Below are 25,741 nucleotides of genomic sequence, written 5' to 3' on the forward strand. Positions count from 1 at the left end.
GGTCAAGGGCGTTCCGGGCGTGGCCCGAAAGGCAAACACGGGGGCAGGACACGGGCGGGGCTGGCGCGGCCCGCCAAGCGCTGGCGGGGCGAAGGCGGCCCCGTCAAATTCGGTCGCGGGTGGTCTGGCGACGGGTCTCTGCGTGGGAGGATGCGAAGTACGCGCGGGCGTCATCGCAGTCCTTGGCGATTCCGGTTGTGAGGGCGCCCAGGCTGTCGTACTTCAGCTCGTCGTGCAGTTTGTGCAGGAGTTCCACGCGCACGATTTTACCGTAGGCCCCCTCGGCCCCCAGGTGAGCGGGCCACTGCAGGCAATGCGTCTCCAGCAGCACGCGCCCGCCGTTCACGTCGCTCGGGTCCAGCGACGGGCGCACGCCCAGGTTGGCCACACCGGGCAGGGGCTCGGCGTCCAGCCCGTGCACCAGTACCGCGAAGATGCCGCTGGCGGCCGGTTTCCAGTGCGCAAAGCGCAGGTTCAGCGTGCGAAAGCCGTCCTGGTGAGGCCCGCTGGCGGCGGAGCGGCCCAGCGACCGGCCCAGCTTGCGTCCATGCACCACGTGGCCAGAGATCGCGTACGGGCGCCCCAGCAGGCGAGTGGCTTCCTCCATGTCGCCGGCGCCCAGGGCGTCGCGCACGGCGGAGCTGGAAACACGCAGCCCGTGCACCTCGTAGCTGTTCATGCGCGCCACCTCGAAGCCGCGCTCGCGGCCGGCGGTGTCCAGCATGGCGTAGTCCCCCGCGCGCTGGGCGCCGAAGCGGAAATCGTCGCCCACCAGCAGGTAGCGCGCACCCAGGCCGCCCACCACCACATCGTCGATGAAGGCCTGGGGTGCCTGGCGTGCCAGCTTTTCGTTGAACGGCAGCACGATGGTCTGCTGCACGCCGCAGCGCGCCAGCTCGGACAGCTTGTCGCGCAGCGTGCCGATGCGCGCGGGCGCGAGATCCGGGCGCTTGTGCACCCCGGCGAAGTAGTCGCGCGGATGCGGCTCGAAGGTCAGCACGCAGCTTTGCACGCCGCGGTGCTGCGCCTCGCTGTTCAGCAGGGCCAGCATGGCCTGGTGGCCGCGGTGCACGCCGTCGAAATTGCCGATGGTGAGGGCGCAGGCCGGTGCCACGTCCGGGTGATGGAAGCCGCGGAAGATCTTCATCGCAGTGCTTTTCTTTTGATAGCGGCTGGCGCAAGTCCATCAAGCGCTTGACGCCAATTTGTCATGAAAAAGAGTATATTGTGCGCTACCGGCTGCGCTGCACAGTGCGACCGGCGAGACATCAACGTTCCGATTCTTGTGTTCCATGGCAGGAGGCGTGTTGTGAAGGTCTTGAAGCTGTCGGCCCAGGGGCTGCCGCAATCCTGGATAACGCTGGAGCAGGCGGTCACGCACTACGCCGCGGGCGAGGTGCGCTGGGAGATCGGCGCGCAGGTCGCGCTGTTTCGCGGCGGCCATAACGCCATCACCGGCGAGCAGTCACAGATCGCGGTAAGCAGCATCATCGGTACGCGTGGCGTGCCGAACATCAACCCCTTCGACCTCTACCCCAGCCTCACCAACGCCAAGCTGTTCGCACGCGACCGCAACGTGTGCGCCTACTGCGGAGGGCATTTCCAGGAACAGGACCTGACCCGCGAGCACATCGTGCCGTTTGCCAGGAACGGCGTGGACCACTGGATGAACGTGGTCACCTCGTGCCGCCCCTGCAACCACCGCAAGGGCCCGCGTACGCCCGAGCAGGCGCACATGCCGCTGCTGTACACGCCTTACGTACCCAGCCTGTGGGAAGACTTCATCCTGCGCAACCGGCGCATCCTGGCCGACCAGATGGAGTTCCTCATGGCCCACGTGCCAAAGTCGTCGCGGCTGTTGAGCTGACGCAGGCAGCATCCGAAAAAACGCGGCCAGGGGCCGCGTTTTGCGTTGAGGACGGGCCCTTAGGCAAACACCCCCGCCGTGTCCTGCATGCGCGCGCCCACCTCGCCCAGGTGGTGCAGCGTGTCGCCCCACGACATCTCCAGCTGCGTGAGTGTCTTGAAGTAGTGGCTGATGATGTACTCGTCCGTCACGCCGATGCCGCCGTGCAGTTGCACCGCCTGCTGGCCGACGAAGCGCATGGACTGGCCCAGTTGCACCTTGGCGCGGGCCAGGGCGCGGCGGCGCTCGCCGGCTTCCTCGCCCAGCTTCAGGCTGGCGTAGTAGCTCATGGAGCGCGCCAGCTCCAGCTGCATCTTCATGTCGGCGATGCGGTGGCGCAGCGCCTGGAAGCTGGCGATGGGCACGCCGAACTGCTTGCGCTGGTTCATGTAGTCGGCGGTGATGGCCAGGGTCTGCTCCATGGCGCCCACGGCGTAGGCGCAGGCGGCGGCAATGCCGGTGTCCACGGCCAGCTCCAGTGCGGCCAGGCCGTCGGCGGTGGCGAGTGTGGCGGGCGCCTGGGTCAGCGACAGTTCGGCGGCGCGGCTGCCGTCCTGCGTGAGGTAGCCGCGCGTGGCCACGCCGGCGGCGCTGCGTTCCACCAGGAACAGCGCGATGCGGCCATCGAGCTGTGCGGGCACGAGGAAGGCGTCCGCCTGGTCGCCCGCCGGAACTACGCTTTTGATAGCTGTGAGCGCATATCCACCGGGCGCTGCAGCCGCTTTTGCCTCGCAAACATCGAGGCGGTAGCGGGCCTTGCGCTCCTGGTGGGCCAGCACCACCAGGGCTTCGCCGCTGGCGATGCGCGGCAGCCAGGCGGACTGCACGTTGTCGTCGGCGCACTCGCTAAGCACGCGGGCCGCAATGAACGCATGCGCCAGCGGTTCCATCACTATGCCGCGGCCCAGCTCTTCCATGGCCACCATGGCATCCGCGGCGCCCTGGCCCAGGCCGCCGTGCGCCTCGGGCACGGTGAGGGCCGTGAGGCCCAGTTCGGCCAACTCGTTGTAAGCGGTGCGGTCAAATCCACCTGCGGCCACGATGGCGCGCCGGCGCTCGAAACCGTAACCCTTGTCCACCCAGCGGCGCACGGCGTCGCGCAGTTGCTGCTGGTCGTCGGAGAAGTTGAAATCCATGGTCTTGTCTCCTTAACCCAGCACGGTCTGAGCGACGATATTGCGTTGCACTTCATTGCTGCCGCCGTAGATCGTGGTCTTGCGCAGGTTGAAGTAGGTGGAGGCGAGGGGGGCGTTGGCGGCCACGCCGCCAGGGAAGTCGCCCTGCCAGCCGGCTTCCATGGCTTCCTCGATGAAGGGCAGGGCGAACGGGCCGGCGGCCAGCATCATCAGCTCTGCATAGCGCTGCTGGATCTCGCTGCCGCGGATCTTCAGCAGGCCGGCGATGTCCAGCGGGTTCTTGCCGCTCTTTTCCATCGACAGCACGCGCAGCACCAGCATCTCCAGCGCGACGATGTCCACCTCCAGCAGCGCGATCTGGTCGCGAAAGCGCATGTCGTCCCACACGCCCTCGGCCTTGGCTATGCGCTTCAAGCGCTCCAGCTCGCGCTTGGCGCGGTTCACGTCGGCGATGTTGGTGCGCTCGTGGCTGAGCAGGTGCTTGGCGTAGGTCCAGCCCTTGTTCTCCTCGCCGATGAGCTGGTCGGCAGGCACCTCGACGTTGTCGAAGAACACCTCGTTGACCTCGCACTCGCCGTCCAGCAGCTTGATGGGCCGTACGGTGACGCCGGGCGACTTCATGTCCAGCAGCAGGAAGCTGATGCCCGTCTGCGGCTTGCCCTCCGTGCTGGTGCGCACCAGGTTGAACATCCAGTCGCCGTACTGGCCGAGCGTGGTCCAGGTCTTCTGGCCGTTGACGATGTATTTGTCGCCCACGCGCTCGGCGCGGGTCTTGAGGCTGGCCAGGTCCGAGCCCGAGCCCGGCTCGCTGTAGCCCTGGCTCCACCACACCTCGCCGCTGGCGATGCCGGGCAGGAAGCGCTGCTGCTGCTCCTTGCTGCCAAAGGCCATGATCACGGGCGCCACCATCACCGGTCCGAAGGGCACGATGCGCGGCGCGCCGGCGAGGGCGCATTCCTCTTCGAACAAGTGCTTTTGCACGGCGTTCCAGCCGGGTCCGCCGAACTCCCGGGGCCAGCCGTAGCCCAGCCAGCCCTTGGCGCCGAGGATCTTGGCCCAGCGCTGCATGTCGTCCTTGGTCAGGCGCAGGGCGTTGTGCACCTTGTGTGCGATGTCCTGGGGCAGGTGGGTGCGCACCCAGGCGCGAATTTCCTCGCGGAATGCCTGCTCTTCGGGGGTGAATGCAAGGTCCATGTGCTGTCTCCTGTGAAGCCGCCGTTGTAGCACGGGCGTGCTTTTCAGCCCTGTCCGAACCGTGACAGGGGCGGGGTCTTGACGAGGTCAGTGCTCGGCCACGCCCAGTTGCTCGCACAGGCGCTGCACGGTGGCGCGCAGCGCGGCCACCTCATCCTCCAGGGCCTGTACGCGCTGGGCCAGTGCGCCGTCTTCCTCGCCGCGTGACGCGGGCGATGCGCTGGCCATCTGGGCGAGGCTGGCATCCAGAGGGCCGCACAGCAGGTGGGCCCAGCGCGGCTCGCGCGCGCCCGGTGCGCGCGGCAGCAGCGTGACCAGCGGCCCGCCCTTGTCATCGGAGCGCGACTGCAGCTCGTCCAGGAAGGCCTCGACCGAGGAGATATCGGCAAACCGGTGCCAGCGCTCGGCATTGATGCGCAGCTCGCCCGCGGTTTGCGGGCCGCGCAGCATCAGCAGGCCCAGCAGCGCGGCGGACTGGTCGGGCACGCCCACGCCGCGGGTGAAGTTGTGCTCCCAGCGCGCCACGCGCGCGCCGCCGATCTCCAGCACCAGCGTCTGCTGGCGCAGATCATCCAGCGCCTGCTGCACCTCGCTCTCGGTGAGTTGCATGACCGGATCGCGGCTGCTCTTTTGGTTGCAGCCGGCCAGCAGGCTGTTGAGGGTGAGGGGATAGCTGTCGGGCACGGTGCGGGACTTTTCCAGCAGCGTGGCAAGCACGCGCGCTTGCGGCGCGGTCAGGGGGCGGGTGCGGGCGTCAAAGGGCATGGGCAGGGGATAATTTCCGGCAAATGAAGAACATCGTGATTTTGATCTCCGGCGGCGGCTCCAACATGGCGGCCATCGTGCGCACCGCGCAGCAGCAGGACTGGGCGGGCCGTCACGGCATCCGTGTGGCCGCGGTGCTGAGCAACAAGGCCGATGCCAAGGGCTTGGCGCTGGCGCGCGAGCAGGGCATTGCCACCCAGGTGCTGGACCACAAGGCCTATCCCTCGCGCGAGGCGTTCGACACCGCGCTGGCCCAGGCCATCGACGCTTACGAGCCGTCCCTGGTGGTGCTTGCCGGCTTCATGCGTATCCTCACCCCGGGGTTCGTGGACCATTTCGCGGGCCGGCTGGTCAACATCCACCCCTCGCTGCTGCCGGCCTTCACGGGCCTGCACACGCACCAGCGCGCCATCGACGCCGGATGCAGGTTCGCCGGCTGCACGGTGCACGAGGTCACGGCAGAACTGGACGTGGGCCCCATCCTGGACCAGGCGGTGGTGCCCGTGCTGCCGGGCGACACGGCCGACGCGCTGGCCGCCCGCGTGCTCACGCAGGAACACCTGATCTATCCACGCGCCGTACTGGCGCATTTGCTAGCAAATCGATAGCTTTTGGCGCCGATGAGGCGTGCGCTGGGGCATGATTTGCTTGCAATCCGCCCGGGCGGCACGCTCACAGCGTGCGCGCCACCTGCGCGCCGCCGCCATCCTGCAGCAACGCGCGCGCCTGCCGTGTCTGCGCGGTGTCGGTCGGGTGCACCACCACCGCCCAGCGGCCCTGCTCCAGGGCTTCCCGCACCTCGGTGATCAGCCCCACGTGGTCGGGGCGCATGGTCACGAGGCCGCCGGCCAACAGGCCGAAGGTGGTGCAAAAGCCCACCACGGCGATGAAGGCCAGCAGTGGGCTGCTGGCGATCAGCGGGGTGCCCGAGCGCAGCAGCCACGCGTACAGCAGCAGGCCGAGCACGCCGCCCGCGAAACCGGTCACCACGTGGGCGCGGATCATCGTGCGGAAGATGCCACGCTGCTCCGGCTCCAGCGTGCGGCCGAAGTGCTCGGCATGGTCTTCCCGCGCATCCTCCGGCCCCAGCATGCGCACCTGGCCGGGCGCCATACCGGGCAGGCTTTGCAGCCGCGCCACCATCGCCTGTGCGTCGGCCCGGTCGTTGAACACGGCGGCCACCTTGGTCAGCGACCGCTCGCCAAACATTCCCTGTAGCAGATAGTCCATGAAAGGCTCCTTTCCGCGGCGCACGGCTCGCCTGCGCACGCCGCCGCTTGTCGTCCTGACTACACCGTAGTGCCCGCCTTTGGGCACCGGCGTAGGACAAGGGAGGGCAGGGGTGCCGGGCCGCGCGCGCAGCCAGTAGGTGGTATTTGCTATTGAAAAAGGAGCTGCTACCGCTTGATGGACAAGCGCAAGGGCCGTATTTGGCTTCAATCCTCGGGTGTGCCCGCGCACGCGGCGAAGCGCGGCTGCTCGAGGCCATCGACCACCACCGTCCCGTTGAACATGGCGGCCGGGCGCACCCACAGGCCCTGCTCGTCGTACAGCGCGCGGTACAGGGTCATGGGCTCCAGCGTCTCGCTGTGGCGTACCGTGCCGAGCACCTCGTACAGCCTGCCCTTGTAGTGGCGGTAGCGGCCGGGGGGTGTGCAAACCAGGGGTGGCAGTTCATCGTTCATGGATAGCATTCGCGGTGGAAAAAAATACGCATCACAACGGGAGGGCGGTTGATGGAGAAGGCGGACTTCATACACATGGTGCGCATGAGCGAGATGGCCAGCGCCGACGACAGCCGTGCCTACCGCCGCGGCGTGGCCGCCTTTGCGGCGCTGGGCTACGCCTGGGTGCTGGGCTGCCTGGCGCTGGCCGTGGGCATGCTGGTGTGGGTGGTGCCCCAACTCCTCCACGGCAAGTTCCGCTTCGCCTGGGTATGGATTGTGATGGCCGCGTGCGGCCTGTTATGGCTGAGCCTGCGTGCGCTGTGGGTGCCGCGCAGCCCGCCCCAGGGCGTACAGATCACCGCGCGTGAGGCGCCGGCACTGTTCGATGCGCTGGAGCGCATCCGCCGCAAGATCAAGGGGCCGCCCATCCACGAGGTGTATCTGGACGACGACTTCAACGCCAGCATCCGCCAGGAGGCACGCTGGGGCATGCTGGGCGGTGCGCGCAATCAGCTCACCGTCGGTCTGCCGCTGCTCATGGCGCTGGACAAAAAGCGCCTGCTGGCGGTGCTGGCCCACGAATACGGCCACCTGCGTGGCGACCACGGGCGCTTTGCGGCCTGGATCTACCGCACCCGCCTGAGCTGGCACCGCCTGCACGAGGGCATGCAGGACGATGCCGGCCCCATGGCCGTGGCCACGCGGGCGTTTCTGGACTGGTACTGGCCGCGCTTTGCCGCCAAGACCTTCGCCCTGGCCCGCCAGGACGAATACGAGGCCGACCGCATCGCCGCGCGCCTGCTGGGCCAGGATGAGGTGGCCGCCGCGCTCACCGAGGTCGAGATCAAGGGCGCCTGGCTGGGCGAGCAGTTCTGGCGCCAGCACTGGCAGGGCGCGCTGTCCCAACCGCTGCCCGCCGGGCCCTACGGCGCCCTGCAGCGCCTGCTGGCACTGCCGCCGGAGCCGGCCTTCGCCCAGACGGCGCTGCGCGAAGCGGTACGGCGCCTGAGCGGCGTGGACGACACCCATCCCGTGTTGCGCGACCGGGTGGAGGCGCTCACGGGTGGGCGCCCCACGCTGCCGCCGTGGTCGCAGCGCGGGGCGCTGTCGCTGCTGGGGGCGCAGGCGCGCGGCTGGCTGGCGCACTTCGATGACCAGTGGTGCAAGGCCAACGCCACGGTGTGGAAGCAGCACCACGCCCGCCTGCAGCGGTTGCAGGAGCGCGTGCGCACCCTGCAGTCCACCCAGGCTGGCAACAGCGCCACCGAGACCGTGGAGCTGGCGCGGTTGATGCGCCGGCTGGACCCGCAGGCCGCCGTGCAGACGCTGTACGAGCGCGTGCTGGCGCGCGAACCCGCCCATGTGGGTGCGCTGCTCGGGCTGGCCGACAGCCTGGCGCCACAGGACGTGGCAGGGCGCCTGCGCTGCTGTGAGGCGTTGTGGGACGGCAGTCCCACCCATCGCTGGGGTGCGGCCCGGGGCGCGGTGCAGGCGCTGGAGCAGCGTGCCGAGGCCGGTGGGGACTATGACGCCGAGGCCCTCAAGCGCTGGCGCGAGCGCGTGCGCCAGGCGGAGGAGGTGGAGGATGCCGCCCTGGAGGAGCTGTACGACACGCCCTTCTTCCAGCGCGTGACGCGCCACGATCTGAGCGCGTTTGAGCTCGGCGAGTTGCAGGCCGAGCTGACCCTGCACCGCGCGGTGGCGCGCGCCTGGCTGGTGTGCAAGCAACTGCGCGCCATGCCCCAGCGGCGCACCTACCTGCTGTTCGTGCAATTGCGCGGTCTGGATGCGCAGGCGCGCTTTGCCCTGTGCCGCCGTCTGGAGAGCGAGCTGGAACTGCCGGGACAGGTGCTGGTGCTCGCGGCCGGTGACACGGCGGCGCTGGAGGACATCGAGCGCCAGGCGTTCGAACCTGTGCACGCCGGGCCCGGAGGGGCTTGAGGCGGCGGCGGATGATGCGGGCGCGAGATGGGACAATCACGCCATGCATCCCAAAGCCCTTGTGGACGCCTGCGCGGAACTCGTCAGGCTGGTCCTTACTTTTGAACACCCGGCCGACGCAGTGGTCTCGCGCTACTTCCGCGAGCACCGCGGCCTGGGCCCCCGTGAGCGCGCCACGCTGGCCGAAACCGTCTACAACGTCCTGCGCAAGAAGCTGTTGTTCGAGCAGCTCGCGCGCTCGGGCGCGGGCCCCAAGGAGCGGCGCCTGGCCATCCTGGGCTTTCACGGCCCGCGCGACTTCGTCAAGAGCGCACTGACCGAGCAGGAAAAGTCCTGGCTGGACCAGTGCGACGCCGTGCGTCCTGAAGACCTGCTGGCGCCGCACCGCCACAACCTGCCCGAATGGCTGGTGGCGCCGCTCAAGGAGCAGCTGGGCGAGAGCGGCTTCTGGGCCCTGGCCGACAGCCTGGCGCAGCCTGCGCCATTGGACCTGCGCGTCAATGCCTTGAAGGAAAAACGCGACCAGGTGCAGAAGGAGCTTGCGCAAGCAGCTATCAAATCGGTAGTGACACCTTACTCTCCCTGGGGACTGCGCATCGCCGGCAAGCCTGCGCTCACCAAGCTGGACGCGTTCACGCGCGGCGCCATCGAGGTGCAGGACGAGGGCTCGCAGTTGCTCGCGCTGCTCCTGGACGCCAAGCGCGGCGAGATGGTGGTGGACTTCTGCGCCGGTGCCGGCGGCAAGACGCTGGCCATCGGCGCGGCCATGCGCAGCACGGGGCGGCTGTACGCCTTCGACGTGTCGGCCCATCGGCTGGAGGCGCTCAAGCCCCGCCTGGCGCGCTCGGGCCTGTCCAACGTGCACCCCGCGGCCATCGCCCACGAGCGCGACGAGCGCGTCAAACGCCTGGCCGGCAAGATCGACCGCGTGCTGGTGGACGCCCCCTGTTCGGGCCTGGGCACGCTGCGCCGCAACCCCGACCTGAAGTGGCGCCAATCGCCCGAGGCGCTACGGGAGCTTGCCGGTAAGCAGACCGCTATCCTGGAAAGCGCGGCGCGCCTGGTCAAACCTGGCGGGCGGCTGGTCTATGCCACGTGCAGCGTGCTGCCGCAGGAAAACGAGGCCATTGCCGAAGCCTTCGGCGCGGCGCATGCCGATTTCGAGCCGCAGGACGCCTGCGCGCTGCTCACGCAGCTGAAGGTGCCCGATGCCGCACGCCTGTGCCATGGCGGCGCCAGCGGCACTGGATATCTGCGGCTGTGGCCTCATCTGCACCAGACGGACGGTTTCTTCGCTGCCGTCTGGACCCGCCGCGCGTAACTTTCCTACGCGCTGGCACGCAACGCGAAGCCATCCTGGCGGCCGGGCATGTTCCGGTCCGCGGAGACGGCGCCCGACAATGTGGAACGTCGCCGGCTGCGCGGCGGTATTGGATAGTGGATCGAGGTTTGTATGTTGTTTGATGGCGCCGCGTGGAATACCGCGCTCGACTGGCTGGCGCATGGCGCGTGGGACCTGGCCTGGTGGCAGATCGTGCTCTACACCCTGGCCACCACCCACATCACGATCGCGGCGGTGACGATCTTCCTGCACCGCTCGCAGGCGCACCGTGCGCTGGACCTGGGGCCTGTGCCTGCGCATTTCTTCCGCTTCTGGCTGTGGCTGGGCACGGGCATGGTCACCAAGGAATGGGTGGCCATCCACCGCAAGCACCACGCCAAGTGCGAGACGCCCGACGACCCCCACAGCCCGCAGACGCGCGGCCTGCGCACCGTGATGTGGCGCGGGGCCGAGCTGTACCGTGCCGAGGCGGCCAACGCCGAGACGCTGAAGAAGTTCGGCCATGGCACGCCGGACGACTGGATGGAGCGCAACGTCTACAGCCGCTTCACCTGGCAGGGCGTGGGGCTGATGCTGGTCATCAACCTAGTGCTGTTCGGCGCCGTGGGCGCCGCCGTGTGGGCCGTGCAGATGGCGTGGATCCCGTTCTGGGCCGCGGGCGTGGTCAACGGCGTGGGCCACTATTGGGGTTACCGCAACTTCGAGGCGCAGGACGCCTCCACCAACCTCGTGCCCTGGGGCCTTGTGATTGGCGGTGAAGAACTGCACAACAACCACCACACCTATCCGACGGCCGCGAAGTTCTCGGTCAAGCCGTACGAGTTCGACGTGGGCTGGCTCTACATCAGCGCGTTGCAGCGCCTGGGCTGGGCCAAGGTCAAGAAGGTGCCGCCCAAGCTGCGCCTGGGCGCCGTGAAGCCTGTGGCCGACGAAAAGACGCTGGAGGCGCTCATCGCCAACCGCTACGAGGTCATGGCTGGCTATGCACGCGGCGTGCGCCAGGCCTGCAAGGACGAGATCGCCGCGCTCAAGGCGCGCAAGGCCGATGTGTCGGCCCTCAAGCGCGCCAAGCGCTGGCTGCACCGCGACGCCGAGAAGGTCCCTGCGCAGGCCCAGCCGACGCTGGCCGAAGTGCGCGCGGCGCACCCCGTACTCGACAAGATGGTCACCATGCGCGAGGAGCTGCGCCAGCTCTGGCTCAACACCTCGCAGTCGCGCGACCAGCTGACGGCAGACCTGCAGGCCTGGTGCCAGCGGGCCGAGGCCAGCGGCATCGCGGCGCTCAAGGAGTTCTCGCTGAAGCTGCGGGCAGCCCACGCCTGAGCGACACGGCGGCTGGCTCTTCTGACCGCAGTACCGCGGCAACCCGGAAGGGTGCCGCGGTTTTTTATGCCCACGCTGGACATGAAAAAAGCCGCCGGGCGCAACGCCGGGCGGCTTTTTGACAGGAGCCGGGCCGAATTACTTCAGCTTGGCTTCCTTGTACTCGACGTGCTTGCGAGCCTTGGGGTCGAACTTGATGATCGACATCTTCTCAGGCATCGTCTTCTTGTTCTTGGTGGTGGTGTAGAAGTGACCGGTTTCGGCCGTGGACACCAGCTTGATCTTTTCGCGTCCGCCTTTGGAAGCCATGGTTGTTCTCCTTGAGGAAATTAGGCTTGGCCACGGGCACGCATGTCTGCGAGCACGGAGTCGATACCGTTCTTGTCGATCAGGCGCAGAGCGGCGCTGGACACGCGCAGGCGCACCCAACGGTTCTCGCTTTCCACCCAGAAACGGCGGTACTGCAGGTTGGGCAGGAAACGGCGCTTGGTCTTGTTGTTGGCGTGGGAGACGTTGTTTCCCACCATGGGCTTCTTGCCCGTTACTTCACATACGCGTGCCATCAGGACACTCCGATAGTTGCAACGGCTGCCGGCGCTGAAGTCCCGCGAGAGCAGGAGCGTGCCGGTCAGCCTCACCTCGCCAGTTTGAACGGGTGGCGGTAACCCGGTCGCCGCAGCCTTTGCGCTGCAACTTGCAGGCGCAGGATTTGGCAAAGCCGCGCATTATAGCCCGAATATCAAAAAGCCCCTGCATGCCGAAACCTGCAGGAGCCGAATGCGCGGGCTTAGTGCGTTATTCCTGCTGTTCCAGGAAGCGCTGCGCGTCCAGCGCGGCCATGCAGCCCGTGCCGGCGCTGGTGATGGCTTGGCGGTACACATGGTCCTGCACGTCGCCGGCGGCGAACACGCCCGGCACGCTGGTCTGCGTGGCAAAGCCCTTGAGGCCGCCCTGGGTCACGATGTAGCCGTTTTCCATCGCCAGCTGGCCCTGGAAGATGTCGGTGTTGGGCGCATGGCCGATGGCGATGAAGCAGCCTTGCAGCGCGATGTCCTCGGTGTGGCCGTCTTCGGTGTGCTTGAGGCGGATGCCGGTCACGCCGGTGGCGTCGCCCAGCACCTCGTCCAGCGTGAAGAAGGTCTTGAGCTCGATCTTGCCGGCCGCCACCTTCTCCATGAGCTTGTCGATCAGGATGGGCTCGGCGCGGAACTTGTCGCGGCGGTGCACCAGCGTCACCTTGCGGGCGATGTTGGACAGGTACAGCGCTTCCTCCACGGCGGTGTTGCCGCCGCCGACCACGCACACGTCCTGTTCGCGATAGAAGAAGCCGTCGCAGGTGGCGCAGGCGGACACGCCCTTGCCCATGAAGGCTTCCTCGGAGGGCAGGCCCAGGTACTTGGCCGATGCGCCCGTGGCGATGATGAGGGAGTCGCAGGTGTAGGTGCCACTGTCGCCCGTAAGGGTGAAGGGGCGCTTGGACAGGTCCACCTGGCTGATATGGTCGAACACGATCTGCGTTTTGAAGCGCTCGGCATGCTCCTGGAAGCGCTGCATCAGCTCGGGGCCCTGCACGCCGTGCACGTCGGCGGGCCAGTTGTCCACCTCGGTCGTGGTCATGAGCTGGCCGCCCTGGGCCAGGCCCGTGATGAGCACGGGGTTGAGGTTGGCGCGCGCGGCGTACACCGCGGCGGTGTAGCCCGCCGGGCCGGAGCCGAGGATCATGACTTTGGCGTGTTGGGTAGTGGACATGGCTGAAAAGTAAGGTTTTGTTATGCCGGGCGACCGGCGTGCCCCGAAAGAACCTGGGGCCGGGCCCCCCAGTATCAACCGGTCCGCGCGGGCGCCTGCGGTCGGGTTTTCAATCGCGGCCATTGTAAGAAGCCATGAATAACACGGCCGGGGCGGGCGTATCGGCCTTTGCGCTGGCGCAGCGCAGTGACAAAAAGGCGCGCAGCCGGCAGGCCTGGGGCGGGCTGCCGCACGCAGCGCACGGCGCACAGACGCGTCGTCGGCATGGGGTAAGCTTGCGCGCTCTTATCCCATGACGTACTCCCTCAACACCCTGAACGCTTCTTCCTCCAGCAAGTCGGCGCCACGCACCGGCGCGGCGCGCTTCGGCCATGAGATCGGCCTGGTGCTGGGCCTGCTGGGCCTGGTGTTCTGGCTGCTGGCCCTCGTGAGCTATTCCGCGCAGGATGCGGCCTGGTCCACATCGGGTGCGGGCAATGGACAGCCGCTGTCCAATTGGGTGGGCAGGCTCGGGGCGTGGCTCGCCGACGGCAGCTACTTCGTGCTGGGCTTTTCCGTCTGGTGGTGCGTCGCCGCGGGCGTGCGCGCCTGGTTTGCGTCGCTGGCGCGCTGGATGCGCGGCGATGGCGCCGCAGGCCACGCGCCGTGGCAGCGCCGCGGCGTATTCTGGGGCGGCCTGGCGCTGCTGCTGTGCGCCAGCACGGCACTGGAATGGTCGCGGCTGTACCGGTTCGAAGCCCTGCTGCCCGGCCATGCGGGCGGCATGCTGGGCTATATGACGGGGCCGCTGGCCGTGCGCTGGCTCGGGTTCACGGGCTCGGGCCTGGCTGGCGTGGTGGTGGTCGTGCTGGGCGCGGCGCTGGTGTTCCGTTTCTCCTGGGGACATCTGGCCGAGCGCCTGGGTGGGCGCATCGATGCGCTGGTGCAGCGCGGCCGGGCGCGGCGCGAGAAGGCCAAGGACGTGGCCGTGGGGCGGCGCGCCGCGCGCGAGCGCGAGGAAGTGGTGCAGGAAGAGCGCCACGAGATTGAGGTGCAGCACCCGCAGCCTGTCACCATCATCGAGCCCGTGCTGTCCGATGTGGTGCAGAGCACCCGCGTGGTGAAGGAGCGCCAGAAACCCCTGTTCAGCGAGATGCCCGACAGCAACCTGCCGCAGGTGGACCTGCTGGACGCCGCGCAGGCGCGCCAGGAGACCGTGTCGCCCGAGACGCTGGAGATGACCAGCCGCCTGATCGAGAAGAAGCTCAAGGACTTCGGCGTGGACGTCACCGTGGTGGCCGCCATGCCCGGCCCGGTGATCACGCGCTACGAGATCGAGCCCGCCACGGGCGTGAAGGGCTCGCAGATCGTGAACCTGGCCAAGGACCTGGCGCGTTCGCTGTCGCTGGTGTCCATCCGCGTGATCGAGACCATTCCTGGCAAGAACTTCATGGCGCTGGAACTGCCCAACGCCAAACGCCAGACCATCCGTTTGTCGGAGATCCTGGGCTCGCAGGTCTACCACGACGCCAAGAGCCTGCTGACCATGGGCCTGGGCAAGGACATCGTGGGCGCGCCCGTGGTGGCGGACCTGGCCAAGATGCCGCACGTGCTGGTGGCGGGCACGACGGGCTCGGGCAAGTCGGTGGGGATCAACGCCATGATCCTCTCGCTGCTCTACAAGGCCGAGGCGCGCGACGTGCGCCTGCTGATGATCGACCCCAAGATGCTGGAAATGTCGGTCTACGAGGGCATCCCGCACCTGCTCGCGCCGGTGGTCACCGACATGAAACAGGCCGCCCACGGGCTGAACTGGTGCGTGGCCGAAATGGAGCGCCGCTACAAGCTCATGAGCAAGCTGGGCGTGCGCAACCTCGCGGGATACAACACGAAAATAGACGACGCCAAGGCGCGCGAGGAGCACATCCCCAACCCCTTCAGCCTCACACCGGAGAGCCCGGAGCCGCTGGAGCGGCTGCCGCACATCGTGGTGGTGATCGACGAGCTGGCCGACCTGATGATGGTCGTGGGCAAGAAGATCGAGGAGCTCATCGCCCGCCTGGCGCAGAAGGCGCGCGCTGCCGGCATCCATTTGATTCTGGCCACGCAGCGCCCCAGCGTGGACGTGATCACCGGCCTGATCAAGGCCAACATCCCCACGCGCATCGCCTTCCAGGTCAGCAGCAAGATCGACAGCCGCACCATCCTGGACCAGATGGGCGCCGAGGCCTTGCTGGGCATGGGCGACATGCTCTACATGGCCAGCGGCACGGGCCTGCCCATCCGCGTGCACGGCGCCTTTGTCTCCGATGAAGAGGTGCACCGTGTCGTCAGCTACTTGAAGGAACAAGGGGAGCCGGACTACATCGAAGGGGTGTTGGAAGGCGGTACCGTCGAGGGCGACGACAGCGGCTTCGGCATTGGCGACAGCGAAGGCGGCGGCGAGAAGGACCCCATGTACGACCAGGCCGTGGAGGTGGTGCTGAAAGACCGCAAGGCCAGCATCTCCTACGTGCAGCGCAAGCTGCGCATTGGCTACAACCGATCCGCGCGCCTCCTCGAAGACATGGAGAAGGCCGGCCTGGTGAGCGCACTCACCGCCAGCGGCCAGCGCGAGGTGCTGGTGCCCGCGCGCAGCGAGTAAAGCTGCCTGGGCACGCTCCCTGGCCCGCTGTCCACGCAACCGCTTGCATGGAGAAATGGTGTTGAAGAAAATATTTGCTGCGATTTTGATAGCTGCTGGCGCTGGTTGCGCCTGGGCTGACGGCCTGAAAAGCCTTGAAACCTTCATGAAGTCCGCCCAGAGCGGCCGGTCCGAGTTCACGCAGACCGTGACCTCGCCGCCCAAGGACGGCCAGGCGGGCCGCACCAAGACCTCCAGCGGCAGTTTTGAGTTCCAGCGTCCGGGACGCTTCAAGTTCCATTACCGCAAGCCGTTTGAGCAGCTCATCGTGGCCGATGGGCAGACCCTGTGGCTGTACGACGCGGACTTGAACCAGGTGACCCAGCGCACGCAATCCAAGGCGCTGGGCAGCACGCCCGCGGCGCTGCTCGCGTCCGCGCCCGACCTGGCGGCGCTGCGCGCCGACTTCGCGCTGGAGTCGGCGCCCGAGCAGGACGGCCTGCAGTGGGTGCTGGCTACGCCCAAGGCCAAGGATGGCCAGCTCAAGAGCGTGCGCGTGGGCTTCGCGGGGGAGCAACTGGCGGCGCTGGACATCCTGGACAGCTTTGGGCAGCGCTCGCTGATCCGCTTCACCGGCATGCAGCTCAACCCGGCGCTGCCGGCAGGCACCTTCCAGTTCAAGCCGCCTGCGGGGGCGGATGTGCTCTCGCAGTAGATGCTTCTGTTTCGATAGCTGCTAGCGCTTATGGGGTAAGCGCTAGAGCCCTGTTTTGCTCTAAACCGCCAGCACGGTCGCCACGCGTGCCCGCACCAGCGGCAGCAACTCGGACTCGAACCACGGGTGGCGCTTGAGCCAACCGTTGTTGCGCGGGCTGGGGTGCGGCAGGGCCAGGACGGGCGCATCCGGCAGGGTGCAGGTGCCGCGCACGGTTTCCCCCAGCGGCTGCCCGCGGCACGCGGCCAGATGCCAGGCCAGCGCGTATTGGCCTACGGCCACGGTCAGCGCGATGTTCGGCAGCCGTGCCAGCAGCGGCACGCGCCACGCGGGGGCGCATTCGGGGCGGGGCGGGGCGTCGCCCGAGGCGCCACGGCCCGGATAGCAAAAGCCCATCGGCACGATGGCCACGCGCGCCGGGTCATAGAAAGTCTCGCGCGTCAGCCCCAGCCACGTGCGCAGGCGCTCGCCGCTCGCGTCATCAAAGGGGATGCCCGAGGCATGCACCTTGCGCCCCGGTGCCTGCCCCACGATCAGCAGACGCGCGCGTGCATCGGCCTGCAGCACGGGGCGTGGGCCCAGCGGCAGGTAGGGCGCGCAGATCGTGCAGGCGCGCACGCGGCGCAGCAGCGCATCCAGCGGCTCGTCGCGGCGTGTTTCGTCGCGCGGCAGTCCGTTGCGCGGCAATGCATGACCCGGCAATTCGTTGCGCGGTGGCTTCGCCATCAGTCAGCAATGCGTGCGCCGGCTTCGGACAGCAGCGCGCGCAACACCGAGCGGTGGCAGCGCGCCTCGTCCTCACAGTAACAGCCCACCGAGAAATTGTTGTGCTGCGACAGCGCGGCCAGCAGCGCGATGGTGTGGCGGTTCTCCGGGGTGGCCATCTCCTGGCGGAACTGCTGAGTGAAGGCGGCCCATTCCTTGGGCGTCTGCGCGGCCTGGGCGCGCTTGACGGTCTCGGGGCTGGGCGAGAGGTTGGGGTACCACACGTCATACCAGTCCTGCGCCGCGAACTGCTCCTTGGGCACGCCGCGCGGCGGGCGGCGCACGGTGCCGATGCGCGTGCCTTCATCGCGTGCGCGGGGAGTGCCGAGGCGGACGATGCGGATGGGCATGGTGGGGTACAGATACGGGCGACAGGAAGAGCTAACACCTGAACTCAGCCGCGCTGCACAGTGGCGGCAACGCTGCTAGCGTAGCGCGTGCACGCGACCGCTGCCACGAACCAACGTCTGATACTCGCGGTAAGCCGCGCCGGACTGCGAAGCACGGAGGTCACCCGCAAGCGGAGTTTGCCAGCGTCGGCTTGACCAATTGGTCAGGCAGCCCCAGCCATGCCAATTGTTAGGCATAGGCTACCCACCCACGGAACGTAAAAGCGGCGTAGAACAAGGAAACGCGCTTGAAGCCGGCTTTGCGCATCAGTTCTTCGTCCTGCATCGGCGACAGGATTTCCAGCCGCTCACCTATTGCTCGCGCACCAGCTTGAGCCTTCGCAGGGTCTACGCCCGAAGAGGTCGCAAATGCTGCGTAGCGGGAAAGCCAGGCGTTTCGTAATTCGGGCTCTTGATCAAAGCTCAGATGCATGACAACCAGCGGCGCTCTTGGTTTCAAACGCCGGTGGATCTCTTGCAACGTTCTCAGCCGCTCTGGTGCTGATGTGAAATGCAGTGTCTGAAGACAGGATGCAGCGTCGAAGGGATCTTGGGGCGCAACATCAACATAACCCTCGTGCAGTCGGATGCGTGACATCAGTTCGCCAAGGGTTGATCGGGCCTGCTGAAGCATCTCCGAAGAGGGGTCGACGCCTTCGAAGTGCCAGCCTGGCTGGGCTTCGGCAAAACACTTGAGCTCTAAACCACCGCCTGCGCCCACAACAAGAACTCTGCCGTTGAATGGCGTATGTTCTGCAAGCAGCAGCGCAGCCATACGCCGCATGTCCAATAGCCCAGGAACGAGGCGACACGTGTTTTGCGCGTAATCAGCAATGTTGTGCGGGTCAGCGTTGGTGGTCATATGCGGGTATTGAGGCGGCCTACGTTGGCGATGAAAGGCGGCGCCCGGTTTGCCGGGTGACGTTCTCTCCATTGAGGCTTAGAGCTCACTTGGCACGGCTGCTACTTCATCTGGGCAATAGCCCCATGAAGATCGGCGTTGCCCCAGTGCTCAACGTACTGGCCATTCTTTATACGAACGATGTCAGTCACGCGGATGGTGATGCGGCGCCCCGTGGGAGGAACTCCGAGGAACACGCCTTGGTGAGTACCGGAAATCGTCTTCCGAGTTACGACCTTGTCTCCTTCGGCGATTTGATCGTGCAACTCGACGGTCAGATCAGGAAGGGCTGGACGAAGGATGTCTGTAAAGAATGCAGCGAAGCCATCGGGCCCTTTGGGCGTATCTGGTGGTGCAGTGTGGTTGACGAAGTCGGAGGCCACCAGTTCGTTGAATGCGTGCATGTCGCCTTGCTCAATGACCTCGCGATTGAAGCGCGCGACGATTTTTTTGTTTGCGGAAGAAGTATTCATGGCAGTGCTGAAATTGCGTGATCTCTAACGTTCAAGGTAAGGGGCGCTTGCACGAATGCGCAAGACGTCCCCATGACTGAGGGGTTAGGCCGCAGATGCATGCGACCCTTTGAGAACCTTGCGCATCAATGCATTCGGGACTGCGACGCCACGGATGACAGGTGTTCGCTGCTCGACGACCTCGAACCCGAAGCTGTGAAAGAACGGCTGGGCAGTGCGACTGACGTCAGATGTGAGTTCTGCGACCCCGAGTTGTCTTGCTTCAGATTCAAGCACTGCCATCAGCGCCTTTCCAATGCCTTGACGAGGATGCCGACCTGAGACAAAGAAGTGATCGATGTACCCGTTTTCTTGAACATCGGCGTAGCCAACAGGCTTACCGTCAATCTCTGCAACAAACGGATTGATTCCGCGAATCTTGTTCTTCCAAAGGTCTTGATCCAGATCGGCGGGCGCCCATGCGTTCAGCTGCACTTTTGTGTAGTCACGAGAGGCGACAAGATGAATTGCGGAGTGGTAGATCTCGAAGAGGGCCAGCTCTTCGCCAGGATTGAAGCGACGGATACGCACGATTTTCGCTCTGAGGCCTAACGCCCTGAGTTCAGCGGCCGCCGAAGGTGGTCCGCTGGAAGGGCGAATTAGCCGCGCATGACGACAAGTGGCGATAACAGCAGGACCGCAAGGACAAACCCTCCAACCAATGTTGATGCAAAGCCTATGCGTGCTGAGCGACTACCGACATGCATAAGCACCGCATAGGCACCCGCGAGCGCGACAGAAGCCATGAGGAAGAATTGTGCGCCTGCCCACGAAACACTTGCCGCTCCACCGCCACCGTACCCAGCGAACTTGAGCCACTGCCATAGGCCACGCGCAGCAATTTCGAGCACCGCTCCCCATTGGGCGACGGCCGGCAGCAAGATTAGGACAGCTGCAGGGCGAAGGGCGAATGCACGAGCTTGCATGAGCGGCTAACGGTTGAGTTCAGCGGCCGCCGAAGGCGGTCCGCTGGAAGGATGGGTTAGCCGCGTGTCTCAAGGCGCCCACCTTGCAGCGAGGGTGTGAAGCGGCCCGACCAAAACAACAATAAGCGCGCATGTGGCTGTCAGCCATGCCGCTGCAACACGATTCTCGCGCGGGCCTCGGATGCCCCTAGCAAGCGCCGCCACGAGTGAGGTGCCAAGAACAACCATAAGCGCCACGCCCAAGAAGAACTCGATGACATCTGAGATGCCATACGCGCTACCGGGCCCGATGTACATGTGGCGGTAAACCGCGAAACGAAAAACAAGCCCGACCAGTAGCGTCAGCGCGGCAGAGATGCCTAGGACCTTTGCCAAATTCGGGTGAAGCAGCTTCATGCGGCTAACGGCCAAGGTAAGCGGCCCGCCTTTGGCGGGTCCGCTTGAGCGCAGAGTTAGACCCGAAGGCCAAAAGGAAGCGCCCTGAATTGGAGACGGGCGCGGCCCACGCAAAAGCGCTGCACCACCGAAGCGGCGCAGCGCTGCAAAAAGATAGCTGGTAGCGCTTGCTGCACTAGCGCCAGAGTCCAAAAAGCCTTGAAAACGACAAAGCAAACGCAGGCGAAGCCCAACACAGCGCCAAAACCCCAAAGGAGAACCCTTTGAGAAGGGCGAAGCTCTGGAGTTAATGGCGGCCTGCATAAAGCGGAATATGAAGGGACTAACGAAAAAGATAAGCCGCCCGCCGAAGGCGGGTCGGCTTGAGCGAGATGTTAGGAACGGCTTTTGAAGATTGCTATTAATCCTATTATTATGGCAACGAATGGCCAAAGAATTAGAGAAAATATGAAACCAATGAATCCCCCAAAGATAAGAAATTCAAAAATAAAATTTAGCCCACACCCATTGCAACCTGCGCCTTCATCGCAATGACAGCCTGGTATTGCAAGAGTGATTAGTCCAGAAATAAGGGAAGAAGCGAGGCACGTTAGGGTAATGAAAATCCATGCCTTCTTGAGCTTCTTGGCTAACCCCGCTTCCTCTCCTGACTCTGGGAATTGGTTAATTACTTTCATGACCTAACTAGAATTAGATCTCTGCATGCTATCGACCGGCCGCGGCCTAAGTCAAGCAGGCTGTCAAGCCTCTCCATAAACGCCCATGGCAGCGGTAATTTAGACCGCCTAAAATTTCACGGATGGATGCGCCTTCCGTTTCACGCCAACCCGCCGTGCGACAGCCGCCCCGGCTGCTGGAGTCGATGCGCGAGCGCATCCGGGTGCTGCACTATTCCATTCGCACCGAGCAGGCTTACGTGGATTGGGCGCGCCGCTTTATCTTGTTCCATGACAAGCGCCATCCGCGCGAGATGGGGGCGCCGGAGGTCACCGCTTTTCTGACCCACCTGGCTGTTGAGCGCAATGTGTCCGCCTCTACGCAGAACCAAGCCAAGGCCGCCATTTTGTTTCTCTACAAAGAGGTGCTGCAGCAAGACTTGCCCTGGCTGGATGAGATTGTTTCGGCCCGCAAGGCGCGCCGCCTGCCGGTGGTGTTGACGCAGCGCGAGGTGCGCGAGTTGCTGATGCACCTGCAGGGCACGCAGTGGCTGGTTGCCTCGCTGCTGTACGGCACGGGGATGCGCATTCTGGAGGCACTGCGCCTGCGCGTGAAGGATGTGGAGTTCGAACGGCGTGAACTGATCGTGCGCGAAGGCAAGGGGAACAAGGATCGTGTGACCGTCCTGCCCGAGAATCTGATCACACCGTTGCGCGAGCAGATGGAGCGCGCCCGTGCGCTGCACCGCAAGGACTTGGATGCGGGTCTTGGTGCCGTGTGGTTGCCTGATGCGTTGGCCATAAAGTACGCGAATGCAGCCACGGCTTGGGGATGGCAGTACGTATTCCCCAGCGCGGTGCGTTCGGTGGATCCGCGCTCGGGCGTGCAGCGGCGCCATCACCTGCTGGAGCAGTCGGTGCAGAAGGCCGTGGCGCTGGCAGCGCGCCGCGCGGGCATCGACAAGCCCTGCACACCGCATGTGCTGCGGCATTCTTTTGCCACCCACATGCTGCAGGCAGGTTACGACATCCGTACCGTGCAGGAGTTGCTGGGTCACAAGGATGTGAGTACCACCATGATCTACACCCATGTCTTGAACAAGGGCGGGCGCGGGGTGTTGAGCCCGCTCGATACGCTATGAGTCGCGCTTCCCCGCTGGCCCACCAGCCCTTGGCCGAACGCCTGCGTCCGCGTTCGCTGGCAGAGGTCATTGGCCAGCAGCATGTGCTGGGGCCGGGCATGCCGCTGCGGCTGGCGTTTGAATCGGGCCGCCCGCACAGTTGCATCCTGTGGGGGCCGCCCGGCGTGGGCAAGACCACGATTGCGCGCCTGATGGCCGAGGCGTTCGATGCGCAGTTCATCAGCATCAGTGCCGTGCTGGGCGGCGTGAAGGACATCCGCGATGCCGTGCAGCTGGCCGAGAGTGCACGCGACGGGCTGATGCAGCAGCGCACCATCGTTTTCGTGGACGAGGTGCACCGCTTCAACAAGAGCCAGCAGGACGCGTTCTTGCCGCATGTGGAAAGCGGCCTGTTCACTTTCGTGGGGGCGACCACCGAGAACCCTTCGTTCGAGGTCAACTCGGCCCTGCTGTCGCGTGCTGCGGTCTATGTGCTGCAGCCTCTGGGCAGCGACGACTTGAAGCAAATTGTGGCCAAGGCCCAGGCGCTGCAAGCGCTACCAGCTATTGAAAATGCAGCGCTGGAGCGTCTCATCGCCTATGCCGACGGGGATGCGAGGCGCCTGCTCAACACGCTGGAAACCCTGGAGGTCACCGCAAGCCAGGCGGGCATCGAGCGCATCGAAGACGCCTGGCTGCTGCAGGTGCTGGGCGAGCGCATGCGCCGCTACGACAAGGGTGGCGAACAGTTCTACGACACCATCAGCGCGCTGCACAAGTCGGTGCGCGGCTCCGATCCTGATGCTGCGCTGTACTGGCTGGTGCGCATGCTCGACGGCGGGGCGGACCCCCGCTACATGGCGCGGCGCATCGTGCGCATGGCCTGGGAGGACATCGGTCTGGCCGATCCGCGTGCCATGCAGATCGCGCACGACGCTGCGCAGACCTACGAACGCCTGGGCAGCCCTGAGGGTGAGCTGGCGCTGGCGCAGGCCGTCATCTACCTCGCCGTGGCGCCGAAGAGCAATGCGGGCTACATGGCCTACAACAAGGCCCGCGCCTTCGTGAAGCAGGACGGCACGCGCCCCGTGCCGCTGCACCTGCGCAATGCGCCCACCCAACTCATGAAGCAGTTGGACTACGGCAAGGACTATCGCTACGCGCACGACGAAGAGGGCGGCTTTGCCGCGGGCGAGAACTACCTGCCCGATGGCATGGATCCGCCGGGCTTTTACGCACCGGTGCCGCGCGGGCTGGAGATCAAGATCGGCCAGAAGCTCGATGAACTGCGCGCGCGCAATGTGGCAGCGCAGCGTGGCCCCGACGACGTGCCCCCAGACGCCTAGGCTTCGAGGGGCTTCTTATGTGAGGGGCTAGCGGCGGGCCGACCACGGTCCCGTTGCACGGCATTGTTCAGCCCAATCCATGGCCGTTGGGAATAAGCGCATTCCCTGATCGCGTCGCAATCATCAATATTTCTAATGCGCGCGGCACCCGCCTGATGCGCCCTCCAATCAAGGGAAAACCCCGTCCAAACGTGGTAGGGACGGCGTGTTTCCTCTGACTACAATTTCTTCACAAACCCGCGCAGACCCTTGCCTGGCGGGTTTTTTGCTAGATGGCGAACGGGCCCACAAGGCTGCATCGATTCGCGGTGCTTGGCTGGTGTGCACGTCAATAGTCGATACAAAGGACTCAACATATGGACATCTTGCTGCAGCAGATCATCAATGGTCTGGTTCTGGGCAGCATGTACGCCTTGATAGCCTTGGGCTACACCATGGTGTACGGCATCATCCAGCTCATCAACTTCGCGCACGGGGAAGTGCTCATGGTCGGCGCGCTGACCAGTTGGAGCTGCATCGGCCTCATGCAGGAGGCCATGCCGGGCGCGCCCGGCTGGCTCATTCTGCTGCTGGCCACGCTGATCGCCTGCGTGGTGGCGGCGGTACTCAATTTCGCCATCGAAAAAGTCGCCTACCGGCCGCTGCGCAACAGCCCGCGCCTGGCCCCCTTGATCACCGCCATCGGCATGTCGATCCTGCTGCAGACGCTGGCGATGATCATCTGGAAGCCCAACTACAAACCGTACCCCACGCTGCTGCCCACCCAGCCGTTCCAAGTGGGCGGCGCGGTGATCACCACCACGCAGGTGCTGATCCTGGGCGTGACGGTGGTGGCGCTGGCTTCCATGGTCTACCTGGTCAACTACACACGGCTGGGCCGCGCCATGCGCGCCACGGCAGAGAACCCGCGCGTGGCCGCGCTCATGGGCGTGAAGCCCGACATGGTGATCTCGGCCACCTTCATCATCGGCGCGGTGCTGGCCGCCATCGCCGGCATCATGTGGGCCTCCAACTACGGCACGGCGCAGCACACCATGGGCTTCTTGCCGGGGCTGAAGGCGTTCACCGCGGCGGTGTTCGGCGGCATCGGCAACCTGGCTGGCGCCGTGGTGGGCGGACTTCTGCTGGGGCTCATCGAGGCCATCGGCTCCGGCTACATCGGCACCCTCACCGGGGGCGTGCTGGGCAGCCACTACACCGACATCTTCGCCTTTATCGTGCTCATCATCATCCTGACGCTGCGCCCCTCGGGCCTGCTGGGTGAGCGTGTGGCCGACCGCGCCTGAGGAGCCAACGACCATGAAAAACCACAAGATCCAATGGATCCTGGGCGGCATTGCGCTGCTGGTTCTGCCCCTGGTGCTGCAGTACTTCGGCAACGCCTGGGTGCGCATCGCCGATCTGGCCCTGCTGTACGTGATGCTGGCGCTGGGCCTGAACATCGTGGTGGGTTACGCCGGCCTGCTCGACCTGGGGTACGTGGCCTTCTATGCCGTGGGCGCCTACATGTTCGGCCTGCTGGCCTCGCCGCACCTGGCGGACAACTTCGCGTGGTTCGCCGCGCAATTCCCCACCGGGTTGCACATGTCGCTGTGGATGGTGATCCCGCTGGCCCTGGTGCTGGCGGCATGCACCGGCGTGCTGCTGGGCATACCGGTGCTCAAGCTGCGCGGCGACTACCTGGCCATCGTGACGCTGGGCTTTGGCGAAATCATCCGCATCTTCATGAACAACCTGGACCACCCGGTCAACATCACCAACGGCCCCAAGGGCCTGGGGCAGATCGATTCGGTGAAGATCTTCGGGCTGGACCTGGGCAAGCGGCTGGAGCTGTTCGGCTACGACATCAACTCCGTCACGCTGTACTACTACCTGTTCCTGTTCCTGGTGCTGGTCACCATTTTGGTGTGCTATCGCCTGCAGGATTCGCGCATCGGGCGCGCGTGGATGGCCATCCGCGAAGATGAGATCGCCGCCAAGGCGATGGGTATCAACACGCGCAACATGAAGCTGCTGGCCTTCGGCATGGGCGCTTCGTTCGGCGGCGTGGCCGGCGCCATGTTCGGCGCGTTCCAGGGCTTCGTCTCGCCCGAGTCGTTCAGCCTGATGGAGTCGGTGATGATCGTTGCCATGGTGGTGCTGGGCGGCATCGGCCACATTCCCGGCGTGATCCTGGGTGCCGTGCTGCTGTCCGCGCTGCCCGAGGTGCTGCGCTACGTGGCCGGCCCGCTGCAGGCCATGACCGACGGGCGCTTGGACTCGTCCATCCTGCGCCAGCTCCTGATCGCGCTGGCGATGATCATCGTGATGCTGCTGCGCCCGCGGGGCCTGTGGCCCGCGCCCGAGCATGGCAAGAGCCTTGCGCAGAAGTCCTGACACCACCGGTAGA

The 25,741-nt window shown here is 65.7% G+C and carries 27 protein-coding genes and 1 pseudogene; 11 read left to right on the forward strand and 17 right to left on the reverse strand.

Going from position 1 to position 25,741, the window contains the following annotated elements:
- Positions 1–103: 103 nt before the first annotated feature.
- Entirely contained in the window at positions 104–1,147 is a 1,044-nt protein-coding gene (locus tag BA022_RS00055) for a bifunctional riboflavin kinase/FAD synthetase (protein WP_088886164.1), read from the reverse strand.
- Positions 1,148–1,309: 162 nt separating this feature from the next.
- On the opposite strand from BA022_RS00055, the gene BA022_RS00060 reads away from it, so the two are divergent.
- Entirely contained in the window at positions 1,310–1,867 is a 558-nt protein-coding gene (locus BA022_RS00060; protein WP_011806507.1) for an HNH endonuclease, read from the forward strand.
- Positions 1,868–1,926: 59 nt separating this feature from the next.
- Here the strand turns inward: BA022_RS00060 and BA022_RS00065 are convergent, their stop codons facing one another.
- The 3 genes from BA022_RS00065 to BA022_RS00075 all read right to left on the reverse strand — a co-directional run bounded on the left by BA022_RS00065 (position 1,927) and on the right by BA022_RS00075 (position 5,001).
- Entirely contained in the window at positions 1,927–3,042 is a 1,116-nt protein-coding gene (locus tag BA022_RS00065; RefSeq protein ID WP_088886165.1) for an acyl-CoA dehydrogenase family protein, read from the reverse strand.
- Between the two features lie 12 nt (positions 3,043–3,054).
- Positions 3,055–4,236, reverse strand: a complete 1,182-nt coding sequence (locus tag BA022_RS00070; protein ID WP_015914057.1) for an acyl-CoA dehydrogenase family protein — start codon at positions 4,234–4,236, stop codon at positions 3,055–3,057.
- A gap of 87 nt (positions 4,237–4,323) precedes the next feature.
- On the reverse strand, positions 4,324–5,001 hold the full coding sequence (locus BA022_RS00075; RefSeq protein ID WP_088886166.1) for a YceH family protein: 678 nt from the start codon (positions 4,999–5,001) through the stop codon (positions 4,324–4,326).
- 23 nt (positions 5,002–5,024) lie between these two features.
- On the opposite strand from BA022_RS00075, the gene purN reads away from it, so the two are divergent.
- A complete protein-coding gene (purN, locus tag BA022_RS00080; protein ID WP_015914055.1) occupies positions 5,025–5,609 on the forward strand; it encodes a phosphoribosylglycinamide formyltransferase in 585 nt (194 codons plus the stop codon).
- Positions 5,610–5,673: 64 nt separating this feature from the next.
- Here the strand turns inward: purN and BA022_RS00085 are convergent, their stop codons facing one another.
- Both BA022_RS00085 and BA022_RS00090 read right to left on the reverse strand, forming a co-directional pair.
- On the reverse strand, positions 5,674–6,231 hold the full coding sequence (locus tag BA022_RS00085) for a hypothetical protein (protein WP_088888469.1): 558 nt from the start codon (positions 6,229–6,231) through the stop codon (positions 5,674–5,676).
- Positions 6,232–6,437: 206 nt separating this feature from the next.
- Entirely contained in the window at positions 6,438–6,686 is a 249-nt protein-coding gene (locus BA022_RS00090) for a DUF1653 domain-containing protein (RefSeq protein WP_187305993.1), read from the reverse strand.
- A 51-nt stretch (positions 6,687–6,737) separates the two neighbouring features.
- On the opposite strand from BA022_RS00090, the gene BA022_RS00095 reads away from it, so the two are divergent.
- The 3 genes from BA022_RS00095 (at position 6,738) to BA022_RS00105 (ending at position 11,274) form a co-directional block, all read left to right on the forward strand.
- A complete protein-coding gene (locus tag BA022_RS00095; RefSeq protein WP_088886168.1) occupies positions 6,738–8,609 on the forward strand; it encodes a M48 family metallopeptidase in 1,872 nt (623 codons plus the stop codon).
- A 43-nt stretch (positions 8,610–8,652) separates the two neighbouring features.
- On the forward strand, positions 8,653–9,930 hold the full coding sequence (locus BA022_RS00100) for an RsmB/NOP family class I SAM-dependent RNA methyltransferase (RefSeq protein ID WP_088886169.1): 1,278 nt from the start codon (positions 8,653–8,655) through the stop codon (positions 9,928–9,930).
- A 132-nt stretch (positions 9,931–10,062) separates the two neighbouring features.
- A complete protein-coding gene (locus tag BA022_RS00105; protein ID WP_088886170.1) occupies positions 10,063–11,274 on the forward strand; it encodes a DesA family fatty acid desaturase in 1,212 nt (403 codons plus the stop codon).
- A gap of 138 nt (positions 11,275–11,412) precedes the next feature.
- Here BA022_RS00105 and rpmG read toward each other — a convergent pair whose 3' ends face one another.
- The 3 genes from rpmG to trxB all read right to left on the reverse strand — a co-directional run bounded on the left by rpmG (position 11,413) and on the right by trxB (position 13,023).
- A complete protein-coding gene (gene rpmG / locus BA022_RS00110) occupies positions 11,413–11,583 on the reverse strand; it encodes a 50S ribosomal protein L33 (protein WP_011806495.1) in 171 nt (56 codons plus the stop codon).
- A 20-nt stretch (positions 11,584–11,603) separates the two neighbouring features.
- Positions 11,604–11,837, reverse strand: coding sequence for a 50S ribosomal protein L28 (gene rpmB / locus BA022_RS00115; RefSeq protein WP_003058229.1), 234 nt, complete (start codon positions 11,835–11,837; stop codon positions 11,604–11,606).
- A 232-nt stretch (positions 11,838–12,069) separates the two neighbouring features.
- Positions 12,070–13,023 carry a thioredoxin-disulfide reductase gene (trxB, locus tag BA022_RS00120; RefSeq protein WP_011806494.1) on the reverse strand — a complete coding sequence of 318 codons (954 nt, stop codon included), beginning with the start codon at positions 13,021–13,023 and terminating at the stop codon, positions 12,070–12,072.
- A 292-nt stretch (positions 13,024–13,315) separates the two neighbouring features.
- Here trxB and BA022_RS00125 point away from each other — a divergent pair, with 292 nt between their 5' ends.
- On the forward strand, positions 13,316–15,646 hold the full coding sequence (locus BA022_RS00125; protein WP_088886171.1) for a DNA translocase FtsK: 2,331 nt from the start codon (positions 13,316–13,318) through the stop codon (positions 15,644–15,646).
- Positions 15,647–15,701: 55 nt separating this feature from the next.
- Positions 15,702–16,340: an outer membrane lipoprotein periplasmic chaperone LolA gene (lolA, locus tag BA022_RS00130; RefSeq protein ID WP_015914047.1), complete on the forward strand. Its 639-nt coding sequence runs from the start codon at positions 15,702–15,704 to the stop codon at positions 16,338–16,340.
- Between the two features lie 60 nt (positions 16,341–16,400).
- Here lolA and BA022_RS00135 read toward each other — a convergent pair whose 3' ends face one another.
- The 8 genes and pseudogenes from BA022_RS00135 to BA022_RS19595 form a co-directional block, all read right to left on the reverse strand.
- Positions 16,401–17,066 (reverse strand): uracil-DNA glycosylase family protein, encoded by a 666-nt coding sequence (locus BA022_RS00135; RefSeq protein WP_088886172.1) that lies wholly within the window; start codon positions 17,064–17,066, stop codon positions 16,401–16,403.
- A complete protein-coding gene (locus BA022_RS00140; RefSeq protein WP_015914045.1) occupies positions 17,066–17,455 on the reverse strand; it encodes a DUF488 domain-containing protein in 390 nt (129 codons plus the stop codon). The genes BA022_RS00135 and BA022_RS00140 overlap by 1 nt, the downstream gene beginning before the upstream one ends.
- Before the next feature lie 229 nt (positions 17,456–17,684).
- Positions 17,685–18,356 carry a class I SAM-dependent methyltransferase gene (locus BA022_RS00145; protein WP_088886173.1) on the reverse strand — a complete coding sequence of 224 codons (672 nt, stop codon included), beginning with the start codon at positions 18,354–18,356 and terminating at the stop codon, positions 17,685–17,687.
- Between the two features lie 101 nt (positions 18,357–18,457).
- The gene (locus tag BA022_RS00150) at positions 18,458–18,868 is read right to left on the reverse strand and encodes an ester cyclase (protein ID WP_088886174.1); all 411 of its coding nucleotides are present in this window, start codon (positions 18,866–18,868) and stop codon (positions 18,458–18,460) included.
- A gap of 84 nt (positions 18,869–18,952) precedes the next feature.
- Positions 18,953–19,438: a GNAT family N-acetyltransferase gene (locus BA022_RS00155; RefSeq protein ID WP_088886175.1), complete on the reverse strand. Its 486-nt coding sequence runs from the start codon at positions 19,436–19,438 to the stop codon at positions 18,953–18,955.
- Positions 19,439–19,902: 464 nt separating this feature from the next.
- Positions 19,903–20,229 carry a hypothetical protein gene (locus BA022_RS00160; protein ID WP_088886176.1) on the reverse strand — a complete coding sequence of 109 codons (327 nt, stop codon included), beginning with the start codon at positions 20,227–20,229 and terminating at the stop codon, positions 19,903–19,905.
- Positions 20,230–20,233: 4 nt separating this feature from the next.
- Positions 20,234–20,323, reverse strand: a pseudogene (locus BA022_RS19530) (DUF1010 domain-containing protein); the annotation flags it as partial.
- A 228-nt stretch (positions 20,324–20,551) separates the two neighbouring features.
- Entirely contained in the window at positions 20,552–20,602 is a 51-nt protein-coding gene (locus BA022_RS19595) for a hypothetical protein (protein ID WP_418236224.1), read from the reverse strand.
- A gap of 426 nt (positions 20,603–21,028) precedes the next feature.
- On the opposite strand from BA022_RS19595, the gene BA022_RS00170 reads away from it, so the two are divergent.
- The 4 genes from BA022_RS00170 (at position 21,029) to BA022_RS00185 (ending at position 25,728) form a co-directional block, all read left to right on the forward strand.
- Entirely contained in the window at positions 21,029–22,027 is a 999-nt protein-coding gene (locus BA022_RS00170) for an integron integrase (RefSeq protein WP_088886177.1), read from the forward strand.
- Positions 22,024–23,352: a replication-associated recombination protein A gene (locus tag BA022_RS00175; RefSeq protein WP_088886178.1), complete on the forward strand. Its 1,329-nt coding sequence runs from the start codon at positions 22,024–22,026 to the stop codon at positions 23,350–23,352. Before BA022_RS00170 ends, BA022_RS00175 begins: the two co-directional genes overlap by 4 nt.
- Positions 23,353–23,708: 356 nt before the next feature.
- Entirely contained in the window at positions 23,709–24,638 is a 930-nt protein-coding gene (locus BA022_RS00180; RefSeq protein ID WP_088886179.1) for a branched-chain amino acid ABC transporter permease, read from the forward strand.
- 13 nt (positions 24,639–24,651) lie between these two features.
- On the forward strand, positions 24,652–25,728 hold the full coding sequence (locus tag BA022_RS00185) for an ABC transporter permease subunit (protein WP_015914041.1): 1,077 nt from the start codon (positions 24,652–24,654) through the stop codon (positions 25,726–25,728).
- Positions 25,729–25,741 lie beyond the last annotated feature (13 nt).

It is taken from the genome of Diaphorobacter nitroreducens, assembly GCF_002214645.1.
In the GTDB taxonomy this organism is placed as follows: Bacteria; Pseudomonadota; Gammaproteobacteria; order Burkholderiales; family Burkholderiaceae_C; genus Diaphorobacter; species Diaphorobacter nitroreducens.